Origin of the sequence: Kribbella sp. CCNWLW201 (genome assembly GCF_037203805.1) — a bacterium.
In the GTDB taxonomy this organism is placed as follows: Bacteria; Actinomycetota; Actinomycetes; order Propionibacteriales; family Kribbellaceae; genus Kribbella.
Genome location: NZ_JBBCBQ010000007.1, coordinates 257,894 through 271,899, shown reverse-complemented (window position 1 = coordinate 271,899; position 14,006 = coordinate 257,894). Strand labels below are relative to the sequence as shown.

The 14,006-nt window shown below is 67.5% G+C and carries 13 protein-coding genes; 5 read left to right on the top strand and 8 right to left on the bottom strand.

The genetic code is table 11. The features are described from left to right. Positions 1–63: 63 nt before the first annotated feature. The 3 genes from V9K99_RS27515 to V9K99_RS27505 are packed head-to-tail and all read left to right on the top strand — an operon-like array spanning position 64 to position 3,225. On the top strand, positions 64–1,410 hold the full coding sequence (locus V9K99_RS27515; protein WP_337006633.1) for an extracellular solute-binding protein: 1,347 nt from the start codon (positions 64–66) through the stop codon (positions 1,408–1,410). Continuing rightward, positions 1,407–2,333, top strand: coding sequence for a carbohydrate ABC transporter permease (locus V9K99_RS27510; protein WP_337006631.1), 927 nt, complete (start codon positions 1,407–1,409; stop codon positions 2,331–2,333). The genes V9K99_RS27515 and V9K99_RS27510 overlap by 4 nt, the downstream gene beginning before the upstream one ends. 1 nt (position 2,334) lies before the next feature. After that, positions 2,335–3,225, top strand: coding sequence for a carbohydrate ABC transporter permease (locus tag V9K99_RS27505; RefSeq protein WP_337006629.1), 891 nt, complete (start codon positions 2,335–2,337; stop codon positions 3,223–3,225). On the opposite strand, the gene V9K99_RS27500 is transcribed toward V9K99_RS27505, so the two are convergent. Genes V9K99_RS27500 through V9K99_RS27490 form a run of 3 tightly spaced genes read right to left on the bottom strand, consistent with a single transcriptional unit; the run spans position 3,226 to position 5,448 of the window. Beyond that, positions 3,226–3,573, bottom strand: coding sequence for a hypothetical protein (locus V9K99_RS27500; RefSeq protein WP_337006627.1), 348 nt, complete (start codon positions 3,571–3,573; stop codon positions 3,226–3,228). Between the two features lie 20 nt (positions 3,574–3,593). After that, positions 3,594–4,262: an ATP-binding cassette domain-containing protein gene (locus tag V9K99_RS27495; RefSeq protein WP_337006625.1), complete on the bottom strand. Its 669-nt coding sequence runs from the start codon at positions 4,260–4,262 to the stop codon at positions 3,594–3,596. Beyond that, on the bottom strand, positions 4,210–5,448 hold the full coding sequence (locus V9K99_RS27490) for a hypothetical protein (protein ID WP_337006623.1): 1,239 nt from the start codon (positions 5,446–5,448) through the stop codon (positions 4,210–4,212). Before V9K99_RS27490 ends, V9K99_RS27495 begins: the two co-directional genes overlap by 53 nt. A gap of 58 nt (positions 5,449–5,506) precedes the next feature. Between V9K99_RS27490 and V9K99_RS27485 the strand changes: the two genes are divergently transcribed. Beyond that, positions 5,507–6,475: an ArsR/SmtB family transcription factor gene (locus V9K99_RS27485; RefSeq protein WP_337006621.1), complete on the top strand. Its 969-nt coding sequence runs from the start codon at positions 5,507–5,509 to the stop codon at positions 6,473–6,475. Here the strand turns inward: V9K99_RS27485 and V9K99_RS27480 are convergent. Further along, positions 6,472–8,514: a YhgE/Pip family protein gene (locus V9K99_RS27480; RefSeq protein WP_337006619.1), complete on the bottom strand. Its 2,043-nt coding sequence runs from the start codon at positions 8,512–8,514 to the stop codon at positions 6,472–6,474. The two genes, V9K99_RS27485 and V9K99_RS27480, sit on opposite strands and share 4 nt — an antisense overlap. Next, on the bottom strand, positions 8,514–11,219 hold the full coding sequence (locus tag V9K99_RS27475) for an MMPL family transporter (protein WP_337006617.1): 2,706 nt from the start codon (positions 11,217–11,219) through the stop codon (positions 8,514–8,516). Before V9K99_RS27475 ends, V9K99_RS27480 begins: the two co-directional genes overlap by 1 nt. A gap of 96 nt (positions 11,220–11,315) precedes the next feature. Here V9K99_RS27475 and V9K99_RS27470 point away from each other — a divergent pair, with 96 nt between their 5' ends. After that, positions 11,316–11,966 (top strand): TetR/AcrR family transcriptional regulator, encoded by a 651-nt coding sequence (locus V9K99_RS27470; protein ID WP_337006615.1) that lies wholly within the window; start codon positions 11,316–11,318, stop codon positions 11,964–11,966. Between the two features lie 238 nt (positions 11,967–12,204). On the opposite strand, the gene V9K99_RS27465 is transcribed toward V9K99_RS27470, so the two are convergent. From V9K99_RS27465 to V9K99_RS27455, 3 genes are read right to left on the bottom strand one after another with little or no spacing between them, the layout of a single operon-like run. Then, positions 12,205–12,972 carry a VOC family protein gene (locus tag V9K99_RS27465; RefSeq protein WP_337006613.1) on the bottom strand — a complete coding sequence of 256 codons (768 nt, stop codon included), beginning with the start codon at positions 12,970–12,972 and terminating at the stop codon, positions 12,205–12,207. Then, a complete protein-coding gene (locus V9K99_RS27460) occupies positions 12,969–13,451 on the bottom strand; it encodes an alpha/beta fold hydrolase (protein WP_337006611.1) in 483 nt (160 codons plus the stop codon). Before V9K99_RS27460 ends, V9K99_RS27465 begins: the two co-directional genes overlap by 4 nt. Further along, positions 13,442–13,885: an FAD-dependent monooxygenase gene (locus V9K99_RS27455; protein WP_337006609.1), complete on the bottom strand. Its 444-nt coding sequence runs from the start codon at positions 13,883–13,885 to the stop codon at positions 13,442–13,444. Before V9K99_RS27455 ends, V9K99_RS27460 begins: the two co-directional genes overlap by 10 nt. Between the last annotated feature and the right edge of the window lie 121 nt (positions 13,886–14,006).

Here is a 14,006-nt window from a genome sequence, read left to right as displayed (position 1 = left end):
CCTCGCCACCGATGCGCCGTGGAGCGGTCCGCGGCACGGAGTACGGAGATCACTGTGGATCCCATGACGACATCTCGGCGTTCCTTCCTCGGCCTGGTCGGCGGCGGCGCGCTCGCCGCCGGCCTCGCTGCTTGCGGTACATCCGGCCCACAGAGCTCCGGTAGCTCCACGGGTGGTGCGGCGGCCGGCAGCGGTGCGTCGTACTGGTTCCTGACCGGCCAGCCGCAGCAGGCGATCCGGGAAGCGCAGGTCAAGCGGTTCAACGACGCGAACTCGGGCACCCAGATCAAGTTCACCGAGTTCCAGAACGACGCGTTCAAGCAGAAGATCAAGACCGCCATCGGCGCCGGCCAGGGCCCGACCTTGATCTGGGGCTGGGGCGGCGGCGGCCTGAAGAGCTACGTCGACGCCGGCCAGGTCGAGGACCTGACCTCGTGGTTCGGCGAGCAGTCCGCGCTGAAGGAGTCGATCTTCCCGTCCGCCTTCGGTGCCGCGACCGTCGGCGGCAAGATCTACGCGATGCCGGTCGAGACCACCACGCCGATCGTGCTGTTCTACGACAAGCGGGCCTTCGAGAAGATCGGCGCCGAGCCACCGAAGTCGTGGGGCGACATCATGGACCTGGTGCCGAAGTTCAACGACAAGGGCATCGCGCCGTTCTCGCTCGGCGGCCAGTCGCGCTGGACCAACATGATGTGGCTGGAGTTCCTGTTCGACCGGATCGGCGGCGCCGAGGTCTTCCAGAACATCTTCGACGGCAAGCCGAACAGCTGGTCCGACCCGTCCGCGCTGAAGGCGCTCGACGAGATGCAGAAGCTGATCAAGGCGAACGGTTTCATCAAGGGCTTCTCCTCGATCACCGCCGACTCCAACGCCGACCAGGCGCTGCTGTTCACCGGCAAGGCCGCGATGATGCTGCACGGTGCCTGGACCTACGGCAACATGAAGGCCTCCGGCGGCGACTTCGTCACCGGCGGCCACCTCGGCTACATGAACTTCCCGCCGGTCGACGGCGGCAAGGGCGACCCGAGCGACACCGTCGGCAACCCGGGCCAGTACCTGTCCATCTCCTCCAAGGCCAGCCAGGGCGAGAAGGAGACCGCGAAGAAGTTCCTCGCCAACAACACCCTCGACGACGCGTCGGTCGAGGCGTGGGTCAAGTCCGGCAACATCCCGGTGGTGAAGTCGGCCAAGGACAAGCTGTCCACGGTGACGGACAAGAACGACTCCGAGTGGCTGAACTTCGTCTACGACACCTCGGCCAACGCCAAGAACTTCGCCCAGTCCTGGGACCAGGCGCTCAGCCCGACTCAGGCCGAGACCCTGCTCGACAACATCGCCAAGCTGTTCCAGCTGTCGATCTCACCCCAGCAGTTCGCCGACAGCATGAACGCGGTGATCGGCAAGTGACTGCGACCGCTCCGCCCGTCCTGCCGGCCAGTGCCCGCAAAGCTCCGACCGGCGTCGGGCGGAGCGGTGCGGTCGCCTGGATGGCGCTCCCCGCGCTGGTGGTCTTCATCGTCTTCGGGGTCGTCCCGCTGTTCGGCGTACTGTTCCTCAGCTTCACCCAGTGGGACGGCCTCGGCGCCATCAATCCGGCCGGTTTCTCCAACTGGCGCTCGGTGCTGAGCGATCCCGGACTGCCGCACTCGATCTGGGTGACGTTCGAGATCATGATCCTGTCCTGGGCGGTGCAGACGCCGCTCAGCCTGCTGCTCGGCACCTTCCTGGCCGGCCGGCAGCGGTATCGCGGTTTCCTCGCCGTCCTGTTCTTCATCCCGCTGCTGCTCAGCTCGACCGCGATCGCGATCACCTACAAGGCGCTGCTCGACCCGAACTTCGGGCTCGGCGCCGGACTGAAGATCGGGTTCCTCACCCAGGACTGGCTCGGCCGGGAAAACCTCGCCCTCGGCGTGGTCGTCTTCGTGGTGTCCTGGCAGTTCATCCCGTTCCACTCGCTGATCTACCAAGGCGGGGTCCGGCAGATCCCGGCCTCGATGTACGAGGCCGCGTCGATCGACGGCGCCGGCCGGGTCCGGCAGTTCTTCAGCATCACCGTGCCGCAACTGAAGTACACGATCATCACGTCGTCGACGCTGATGGTGGTCGGGTCGCTGACGTTCTTCGACCTGATCTTCGTCCTCACCGCGGGCGGTCCTGGTGACGCCACCCGGGTACTAGCCCTCGACATGTACAAGCGCGGTTTCCAGGCGAACCTGATGGGTCCGGCGAGTGTGATCGCCGTACTGCTGGTCCTGATCGGCCTCGCGCTCGCGCTGCTGTTGCGAAGGCTCGGCGGCAGTACGACGGCCAGCCAGCAGGAAGGTGCGTGACATGGCAGTGGCGACCAGTGGTGCCGGTACGGCGAGCCACTCGACCTCCCGCGGGCGGTTCAACCTCCGCAAACTGCTCCGGCTGAACTGGTTCGGCGGTACGGCGGCCTGGCTGTGGCTGGTGATCGTGATGGTCCCGCTGTACTGGATCGTGGTGACCAGCTTCAAGGACCAGACGGCGTACTTCAGCCAGAACCCGTTCGCGCTGCCGTCGGCGCCGACGCTGGCGAACTACAAACTCGTGATCGAGTCCGACTTCCCGCAGTACTTCCTGAACAGCGTGATCGTCACGGCCGGCACCATCGTCCCGGCGGTCGCGATCTCGTTCATGGCGGCGTACGCGATCGTCCGCGGTGCCGGCGGCAGGTTCCTGGCCGGGGTCAACGGGTTGTTCCTGATGGGGTTGGCGATCCCGCTGCAGGCCACCATCATCCCGGTGTACCTGCTGATCATCCGGATGCACCTGTACGACAGCCTGCTCGCGATCATCCTGCCGTCGATCGCGTTCGCCATCCCGCTGTCGGTGCTGGTGCTGTCGAACTTCATCCGCGACGTACCGAAAGAACTCTTCGAGTCGATGCGGGTCGACGGCGCGAGCGAATGGGACATGCTCCGCGGCCTCGCGCTGCCTCTGACCCGGCCTGCCCTCGTCACGGTCAGCATCTACAACGGCCTGGGCGTCTGGAACGGCTTCCTGCTCCCACTCATCCTCACCCAGAGCCCCGACAAGCGAACCCTCCCGCTGGCCCTCTGGACCTTCCAAGGCCAATACAGCGTCAACATCCCCGCCGTACTGGCCTCCGTCATGCTCACCACCCTCCCCATCGTCCTCCTCTACGCCATCGGCCGCCGCCAACTCCTCAGCGGCCTCACCGCCGGCTTCAGCCGCTGATCATTCCTTCCTGTCCGCGAGGGTTCGAGTGGTGAAGAGCGCGGCGATCAGGATCGCCACGCTCGCCGCGGTCAGGAGAGTCAGGGGTACGGCGGAGGTGCGGTCCGCAGACAGCAGGGTCATGAGGGGTCTGATGGGAGAGAGCCAGCGGAGGAGGAGTACGGCGAGGATGGCGGTGGTTGCGGTGAGCATGGCGATGCCTATGCGGGGGATGACCAGGCGGGAGCAGAGTAGGCCGATGGAGGTGCCGATCATGGCGGCGGAGAGTTGGGCGACGGTGCCGATGGTGAGGGCGCCGGCGGTGACCACGTGGTTGCCGGTGGCAATGGGGTAGACGAGGCCGATCACCAGGAGTGGGACGGACCAGGTCAGGACGACGGCGACCGTGATCGCGAGGACCGCAGTGAGCCGCCGAGCATCACGAGGGTGATCTTGCGTTGGGTCGGGTCCTCGTGGTTGACGATGCTGACGGTGAGCCAGGTGGTGCAGACGAGCATGGCGAGGACGCAGAACGCGTACGACTCCTGCAGGGGACCGGAGTCCGAGGTCGTGCCGACCGCCATCGCGGCGAGGAAGATCAGCGTGGGCGGCAGGTAGCGCTGGGACAGCAAAACGCTGATGAGCAGGTAGCGATAGAAGGCGATCACTCCGGCCTCACCTGGCGGACGGTAGTGACTGACCAGCCGTGGTTGAGGGCGGTGAGCAGCGCGGCGTCGTTCGTCGGACCGTGCCCGCGCCGCGTGGGCGCTCAGTCCGCGGATGCGTCCCATGTGTCGCAGGTACGACGACGCCGACAACCGATCGTGCGAGGTGAAGATGTCCGGCACGTAGCTCACCACGCGAGCATTCCGTCGTACCGTCCCCGAGGTTGGTCGCGAGAGTCCGACCATGAGCTTCAGTACGGTCGACTTGCCGGAGCCGTTGGCGCCGACCAGGGCCAGCAAATCACCGGCGGCTACCTGCAGGTCGATGTCCGCCAGGACCTCACGCCGACGGCCGTACCTCTTCGAGACCCTCCGCAGCCGCACTACCTCCATGCGGCGAGCCTAGCCCGGCCTCGGGGTTCATCACCCGGGACAGCGGTCGGGTCAGGGCGATCGAGACGAGCAGCGAAGCGGTGGCGAACGCGGTGATCGCCGGCGCGGGGGAGGTCAGGTCGGCCGTGGCGCCCGCCAGGATCGCGACGACGCCGAACGTCGTCATCCGCAACGCGCTCTCGAGGCCGAGGACCTGACCACGAAGATCCGTCGGAGTCAGCTCGACAAGAACCTCCTGCTGGGACAGGGATGCCGCGTACCCACTGCTGCCGACCGCGACCAGCACCGACAGTACGGCGATGTGCAGGTCGAACGCGAAGCCGAGGAACGGCACGGCGAGCATGATCCGCAACCAGCGCCCGGCGACGCGTCGACCCGAGCGACTGAGGAACCGGCCGACGACGAGGTCACCGGTCATCATGCCCGCGGCACCCGCGGCCAGCAGCCAACCAGCACCCGGACCGGCGTACGGGACGAAGAGTGCTTCGCAACCGACGATCAGGCCGTTCGGGAGAGTCAGTGCCAGCAGCAACGGACGGGTGTTGGCCTGACCGAGCAAACGGCGGTTGCCGCGCCAGGTCTCAGCGAAGCTCGTGCGGGCAACGCGGCGCGGGGAGCGGTCCCGCAGGCCGAACCGGATGATCGGGATGGCCAACGCCGAGCAGCCGGTCGCCAACCAGAGCACATCCGACGGGCTGAGGGCCTGCAGCAACAATCCCGCAGTGCCGAACCCGGCGATCTGCATAGCGCCGACCGACAGGTTCATTGCCGAGCGACCGAGCACGAACTGGTTCTGGTCGACCACCTCGTTCAGCAGACCCCAGCGCACCCCGGCTCCAATCGACAACCCGTAAGCCACCAGCAGCGCGAGCAGCAACCGGATCCCCGCACTGAGATCCAGCGCGGCCTGAATACCAACCGCCACGGTCGAGAGGCAGGCGAGCAAGGTCAGGACCCGGCGGGGCCGCGCGGTGTCCGCCGCCGACATCAGCGTGGAGGCACCCAGTACCTGGGCCAGCGACGGCCCGAACATCACCAGCGCCGCCAGCAGCGCCGACCCGGTCGCGGCGTCGACCATCAGCGCGAGTGTCAGGCTCGTCATGGTCGAGGACGCGTTGCCCAGCGCACTCCCGATCCACAGGCTGCGGAACTCCCGATTCGCGAAGATCTGGCGGTAAGTGCTCATGTCAGGAGCATCGACGCCGACCCCGCAGCCACCTACAGTTTCGGATGGAGGCGAAACGTTGTCTGAATTCCTCGTCGACGCCGACACCCTGGCGAACGCCCGGTTCGGTACGTCGCAGCTCACCGAGACGGTGTCCGCGCTGAAGCTCCTGCGCGCGCCGACCGAGCCCTGGCACCGGGCCTGGAAGGACGCCCACGTCGCCGCCTACGAGGAGCAGCTGAGCAAGCACCCGATCTGGGCGTCGATTGTCGACAATGCCTTCGGCCGTAGCTGGGTGGCCGACTTCCTCACCGTCCCACCACTCGAACCGAACCAGGAGCTGTACGACGAACTCGAGCTGCTGACCGCACTGGACGACGACCACATCCGCGCGGACCTGAGCGTCGTACGGACACCTCTGCCGGACATCCTGCTCGCGTCGACCGGGCTGGCTGAGCAGGTGGCCGAATTGCTCACGTGGGTGTGGACGACCACGGTCGAGCCCGACTGGCCGCGGCGGCTCCGGGTGTTACAGGCCGACATCGTGTCCCGGACGTCACGGCTCAGTGAGCAGGGGTGGTCCGGCGTACTGCGAGGGCTCGGTCCGGATGTCCGTTGGCTCGGTGACGGGCGGATCCAGGTGAACCGCTGGGACTATCCGGTGACCGATGTCCGCGGTCAGGACCTGATGTTCATCGCGGCCCACACGAACAAGGTCAACGTGTCCTGGCGCAAACCGGACCGGTTCGCGCTGACCTACCCCGTCACCGGGATCTTCGCCGGCACCGAGGCCCCACCCGAACCGCTGGTCCAGCTGCTCGGTCGCAACCGCGCCCGCATCCTGGTCGAGGCCGCCGACCCGGTCAGCACGACCGTGCTGGTCGCAACGACCGGCCTGTCCCTGGCCACGGTGTCAGATCATCTCCGCGTCCTCACGGACGCCGGCCTCCTCGACCGCCGCCGCTCCGGCCGCTCAGTCCTCTACTGGCAGTCCGACACCGGCCGCCGCGTCGTACGACGACCGGCGTCGAACCGCCGCCGTCCTTAAGCAGCCACCGCAGCGGGTCGACGAAGCCGGCGTGGGGCGAGGTACCGGCGGCGGTCGGTGACGACGATGCTGACCAGGGTGCCGATGGCCAGCCAGGTTGCCAACTCGACGATGCCGTCGACCAACCCAGGGCTGTCGGTCGCGACGGCCCGCAACGCGACGACCGCGCCGTGGGTCGGGAGGTAGTTCGCCACCCCGTAGAACGGCGACGGCAAGGTGGAGATGATCCCGGTCGCCCCGGCCACGAGCAGTACGGCGAGGGACGCGATCCGCCCGGACCGGCCGAAGATCGCGGTCGCCGCCTGGTTCAGCGAGACGAAAGCGCAGGCTGCGAGCAACGTCACGGCGAGGAAGCCCACGGTCGCTCCGAACCCGAGGTGCAGCACGGGTACGGCGATCGCCGTGATCACCGCGGCCGCCATGGCCGCGGCGGTCGCGCCGGGAAGAGCGGCCCGGACGATGATCCGCCAAGTCGCCTCCCGAGCAATGAGTACGGCGTCCGGCACCGCCCGCGTGACGATGTACGTCGCCAAGGCCAATGCCCACAAGGCCAACGCCGCGAACAGTGTCAGCGCCAGCGGACCGGTCGAGCTGCTGTCGATCCTGGCGGTCGACGGATTCGCCGCCACCGTCTTGAGGTGCGCCCGCTCGTCAGCCGTGTACGTCGGCACCTGGTTGCGACCCTTGTTGAGCTCGGTCGCCAACTGCTGCGTGCCGGTGTTGACCTTGACCACCCCGCCGTACAACTGCTGCGAACCCTTGGCGAGCTGAGCTGCCCCGGTCGACAACTTGCCGGCGCCGGTCGAAAGCTGCTGCGCCCCTGTGTTCACCTTGGCGGCACCGGATGCGAGCTTACGCGACGCCTGCGCCGCGGACGCGATCCCACGAGTCAGCGGCACAGCCTGCTTGGCCAACTCCGCGTTGCCGTTGGCAACCTTGCGAGATCCGGTCGCCAGCGCCTGGACCGAGTTCCGGATCTGTACGGCGTTCGCCCGCACGCGAGCCTTGGTCGCGTCGATCTTGGCCGCCGTCGCGGTGAAGTCGCCGGCTGCCTTCGCCAGGTTCCGGCAGAACTGCGCCGATCCGCCGTTCGCACTGCACTGACTCGACAGCGTCCTGAACTTGGCCGCTTCCGTCTTGGCCGACGGTACGGCGTCCAGCGCGGCGATCACCCGGTTGGCCAGCGGGACGACCGTGTCAGCGATCTCCTCGTTGCCTTGAGCAACCTGCTCGGCGCCGGCCGCCAGTTGCTTGGTCAACGCGGGCAGCTGGGCCGTGTCACGCTCGGCCTGGGTGAGACCCTTCGACAGTTGCGACGATCCGGTTGCGAGCTGCGACGTACCCGACGCCAGTTCCTTGGAGCCGGTCGCCAGCTGGGCAGCCGCGGTGGAGAGCTGCGACGAGCCGGTGGCGACCTGCTTCGCTCCGGGGACGAGCTGCTTGGTGCCGGCCGCTAGTTGGGTCGCGCCGTCGGCTGCCTTCACGAGCTGGCCGTGGATGTTGGTGAAGCCGACGTAGACGTTGTCCAGGTAGGTCTCCACGATCTGCTGGTCGAGCGACTGCTGGGTCGACTGGGCGATCTGCGTGGCCAGGGCCGGATCCGCGACTCCCGCCGTACTGGAGGTCCGCACGTCGACGACGGCCTGCGAGGCGTCGAGCGGCTTGCCGGTCGCGGACGACGTGGCCTTCGCGGAGAAGTTGCTGGGGATGGTCACGACCGCGGCGTACTTGCCGTCGGCGAGACCGTCCGCGGCATCCGATGCGTCCGTCAGGACCCAGTTGTAGGGGGAGTCCGTGCTGTTCATCAGGTTGCCGGCGAGGGTGCGGCCGAGCGGGATCGTCTGATTGTTGACTTTGACCGGCTCGTCGTTGTTGACGACCGCCGCGGTGGCCGTGTCGTGGTTGCTGTCCGGTGACCAGAACGCCCAGGTCAACAGCCCCATCACGAGCAGGGGTACGGCGATCAGCCCGGCCCAGGTCCGCCAGGTCAGTGGCCCGGCATCGGGCACGCGCGCGGAGTTGGCAAACGGCGTGAACATCAGTGAACCTCCGCGAGCTGAGGAGCCAGCCCGAACAGTTGGGTAGTGATGGGGAGAAGGTCGCGGATCCGTTCCGGGTCCTGGCAGCTGACGACGAACGTGCCGGGGCCGGCCAGCACCTCGCGCAGTGCGTTGCGCTGATCGGTCCGGAGTACGACGTCCACGTCGTCGAGCAGCACCAGGCCGACGCCGTCCGCGATCGCGGCGGCCACTTCGGGGCCCGGGTCGGCGACATCGCGGCAGCGAATGACATGGACGTCGCGGCGCAGCGAGTGGCTGTGTTGGGGGAGCACCCGGCCGAGAACCTTCAGGTCGCCTTTGTGCTTGGTGACCCGGCCGGCGAGAGTGAACAACAGGGCTGTCTTGCCGACAGCGCCGTACCCGTGCAGGACGAGTGTGTCGCCGGGCGGCAGGTGGAGCTCGACGTCCTGGTAGAGCGGGTGACCGCGATCATCGGTGAGGCTGAGCTCGCGGGCGCTGATCACCTCGTCGACACCGGGCCAGTCCGCCAGCCGCAGCTCGTGGACCAGTGCGTCGCCCTCGGCGTCGAAGACGGGCAGCGCGCGATCCAGCTTCGGTGGCAGACCCCAGGCCCGCTTGCCGAGCAGGGCAAGCACGGCCGGTACGAGCGTCATCCGGACGATGAACGCATCGACGAAGACGCCGACAGCAAGGCTGAACGCGATCGGCTTGATCGTCGCACTGCCTTCCGGGACGAACGCGGCGAAGACGGCGAACATGATCAGTGCGGCCGCGACCACGACCCGGGAGGCGGACACGAAGCCGGACTCGATCGCGTGGTGCGGGTCGCCGTGGTGGACGTAGTCCTCCCGGATCCGGGAGACCAGGAACACCTCGTAGTCCATCGCCAGGCCGAACAGGACGCCCATCAGGATGATCGGCAGGAAGCTGATCACACTCCCGGTGTGGGCCACATGCAACTGCTCGGCCAGATGCCCCTGCTGGAAGACGAACGAGGTCGCGCCGAACGCGGCACCGACCGACAGCAGGTACCCGAACGTCGCCTTCAGCGGCACCCAGATCGAGCGGAACACCATCGCGAGCAGGATCATCGACAATCCGACGACCAGGATCCCGAACGGCAACAGGGCCTGGCCGAGTTTGGCCGAGACGTCGATGCCGACCGCCGTGATACCGGTGACGGCGGTCTGGGTTCCGTACTTGTCGAGGAAATGCTGCTCCTGATCGCGCAGCCGGTTGACCAGATCCTCGGTCTCGGCCGTATCCGCGGCGGTGGTCGGGATGACCTGGATGATGCCGGTGTCGCCCTTCGGGTTCGGAGTGGCCAGCGGGACCGACGCGACACCGGGCATGGTCCGGATCTCGGCGGCGATGTTGTTCACCAGGCCGACCGGGTCGGTGCTGGCGATGATGTCCGCGGTGACGATCAGCGGGCCGTTGTAGCCGGGGCCGAAGTGCTCGCTGACCACCTCGTACGTGACCTTGGCCGGCGTACCGTGCTCCTCGCTGCCGTTGTCCGGCAAGGCGAGTCGCAGGTCGGTCGCCGGGATGGCACAGATGGCGAGCCCGGCCACGGTGATCACGACGGTGAGCAGTGGGATCTTGGTCGCCGTACGCACCCATGCTTTGGCGATCTGCGGGCGGGGGAGCCGGATCCGCCTGCGCCGTTGGGCCTTAGGCTTGCGCGGTCGCAGCCGGTCGCCGGCGAAGGCCATCAGGGCCGGGATCAAGGTGACAGCGATGCACACGGCGAAGGTGACCGCGACCGCGGCGGCGACGCCCATCGTGGTCAGGAACGGGATGCCGGCGACGGCCAGGCCCAGCAGCGCGATCACGACGGTGAGGCCGGCGAAGATGACCGCCGAGCCGGCCGTCGCGGTCGCCCGGGCGATCGACTCCTCGACCTCGAGCCCGTCGGCGAGCTGGTCGCGATGCCGCGACAGCAGGAAGAGCGCGTAGTCGATGCCGACGGCCAGGCCGAGCATCACCGCGAGCATCGGCGCGGTCGACGAGATCGGCGTCACTACGGTCGCGAGGTAGATCAGTCCGACCGAGATCCCGACGCCCAGTACGGCGGTGAGCAACGGCATCACCGCCGCGATGACGGAGCGGAACATCAGCAGCAGGACGAGCAGCGCGATCCCGAGGCCGATACCTTCGGTCGGGCTGAGTTTCGGCACCTTGTCGGAGAACGCGTCGCCGCCGGTGTATACGTGCGCGCCGTTGCCGACGGTCGATGCCAGCGCGGTGGCGATATCGGTCAGTTCGTCCTTGGTCGACGGCTCCACCTGCGCCAGATCCACCTTCAGTGGTACGGCGATCAACGCAGCTCGGCCGTCACCCGACACCGCGCCCGAGACGTTGGACCCGAACGGGTTCACCACCGTGGCGACCTGGTCGACCTTCCCGATCCGGGTCACCGCGGCGCCGACCGCGGTCCGGTTCGCGGCGGTGTCGACCTTCTGCCCGTCCGGTACGACGAGGACCAGCTGGGCCGACGAACCGCTGACTTCCGGGAAGACCCGCCCGAGGTAGTCGAGCGCATCCTGCGATTCGGAACCCGGGATGCTGAACGTGTCGTCCGTGCCGTGGTTGAACACCACCGCACCGCCGCCGGCTGCCGCCAGCACGAGCACCCAGATGGCGACCACCAGCACCCGCGCGCGAGCCGCGGCCCGGCCGAGGCGATAGAGGAACGACGACACGCTGACTCCTTCGATCATGCGGTGCTGACGATATCGTCAGTAGCGAGACAAATGTCAGCATAGACCAAGCTGACGATATCGTCACCCCTGACGATCCGTGTTAGGGTGATTGACATGGCAGCCGACCGCACGCCCGAACCGAACCGCCTGGAACGCCGCAAAATGCGGACCCGGGCGTCCCTTGTGAGTGCGGCCCAGGCGTTCATCGCCGAGGGCAACCTGAACGCGCCGATCCTGGAGATCACCAAGGCGGCAGATGTCGGAATGGGGTCGTTCTACAACCACTTCCAGACCAAGGACGAGCTGTTCCAGGCCGCAGTCGACGACGCGCTGGAGTCGCATGGTGCCGTCCTGGACACGCTCGGTGAACCGTCCGACGATCCGATCGAGACGTTCACGCGCAGCTTCCGCCTGACCGGCCGGCTGCACCGTAAGGCGCCCCAGCTGAGCCGCGTCCTGCTGCGCAGCGGGACGGAGCTGATCACCTCGGGCCGCGGGCTGGCGCCGCGCGCCATCCGCGATCTGCAGGCCGCGATCGACGCCGGCCGCATCACGACGCAGGACCCCGAGCTGGCGGTGGTCGTAGTCGGTGGCGCGCTGCTCGCCCTCGGCCAACTGCTTCTCGATCGCCCCGACCGTGACGACGCGGCGGCAACCGATCAAATCGCCGAGGACCTGCTGCGGATGTTCGGCGTACCCGCCGATGAGGCTCACGCGCTCAGCCGGGCGCCACTGCCCAGCTTGGACGACCTGCCGACCGCGTGAGCCGTTCATCTCAGCCGTCCGGAATACCGGGGGCGCTGAGGGCGGGGACGGTGTCTTCGCGGGCCGCGAGGGAGAGAGCGCCGCGGCGGAACTGGTCGAGTTTGTCGACGATGGTCTGGCCGACCGGGGTGTGACCCCAGATGCTGATGCCCTGGTGGGTGGTCGGTTCCCAGGTGGTCTCGTCGACGACGAGCGGGTTCCAGCCGACCTCCCATTCAAAGCCGGACGGCGTCCGCGCCTAGTACGACAGCTCCTTGTCGTTGGTGTGCTGGCCGACCGACAGTGCCATGTCGAAACCGAGTTCGCGCACCCGCTGGTAGCTGGCCGCGACGTCGTCGAGGGTGGCGGCCTGGATGTTGAGGTGCTGGACCCGCGTGCGGATCGGATCGACCGGCACGCCCTGGATGGCGGCGATCGCGATCGAGTGATGCCGCTCGTTCACCCGCAGGAACCGAATCTTCAGCTTCACCCCGCTGATCGTCTCGTCGATGTAGTCCGTCAGCCGGGCGTCGAACACGGTGTTGAAGTAGCCGCGTAACTGCGCCGGCTTGGACGACGTGATCGCGACATGACCCATGCCCGCGTCACCGGTGACGAATCCGGACGCCAGCATCCGTAACGGCTCGGCCGTCGTCACCGCCTTGGTGTAGATCTCCTGTGTGATCCCTTTCGGCCCGGGGAATCGCAGCAGTCGTTCGACGCCGCGCAGTTCCGCCTCCTCGGCAGTCCCTTCAGTCATGGGTACGGCGTGTGCCCGCACCCGAGCCGTGATCTCGTCGAAGGTCGAGTGATCGTCGAGATGCCAGCCGGTGGCGACTACGTCTTCGGCCGGCCCTCGCCGTACCAGGAAGCGGCAGGCCTGGTCGTCCAGCCGGAACCGCATCAGGTTGCGGCCGAGACTGTCGTGATGCATGCCGATGGCATCGACCCCGAATCGCTGCCAGTCGTCGAAGCGGTTGGTCTCGATCACGATGTAGCCGAGGTGAACGTTCCCGAAGACACTCATCGCCGGCCTGCCAGGAATTCGGCGCACAACCGGTTGAACAGCTCCGCGCGTTCGAACTGCACCCAGTGTCCGGTGTTGGCGACCAGGTAGAGATCTGCGTTGGGCAGCCGGTCGGCCAGCATTCGGCCGCCGCTCGGCCGGTTGACCTTGTCGTCGGCGCCCCAGAGCACCAGCGTCGGCACCGGCAACCGGTCGAGTCGCTTGTCCCGGGTGAAGTCCATCCTCCACAGAGCCTTGGGGTTGGACGGCCGGCGCAGTGGGGGAGCGGCGACGACCTCGGGATCGATACTCGCCTGGTACCGCTCATCGATGATCGACTCGGGGATCTCGGCGGCGTTGAAGACCAGGTACTGCCGGATGAACTTCTCCAGCTTGAGCCGCGACGGACCTTCACCGCTGTAGTAGTTGAGCAGACTGTTCAGCCCACGCGTCGGGAGCGCCCTGGTCGTCCCGATACCGCCCGGGCCCATCAGCACCATCCGGTCGACTCGATCCGGTGTGTCCAGAGCCAAGCGCAGCGCGGCCGCGCCGCCGTACGAGGGCACTCGTGCTCGAGCAGGATGTCAACCTTGGGATAGCGAGTGAGTCCGTCGCGCAGCACCTGCTCGAGTGCGGGCTGGTAGATGAAGAGTTGCGGTGGATGACCGTGGCCGCGCGGCGTCGGGCGCGCGCTGAAGAAGGCGCGGCCTCCAGCATCGACGAAATCGAGCGGCCGCTCGCTCAGCATGTCCGCCGCGAGCCGGTCGGCCAGGCCGATGCGTTGCCAGATCCGCAGGACCTCTTCGTCGGTGGAGATCGCGCGGGCCCGGTTGAAGACCACCGGGTCCTTCTCGACCACGACGACGGTCAGGCCGAGCCCGCCGAGCAGGTTCGCCGCGGTCACCCCGGTGGGGCCGTAGCCTACGATCGCCACGTCGTACCGATCCATCGAAGCCGCCTTAGTGTAGTGATCACGCTTACTGTAGTGACTGTTCCAATTGGAGTGATCGATACGGTAAGGTCGGCGGAGACGGGCGGTCAAGACCGGGAGGTCG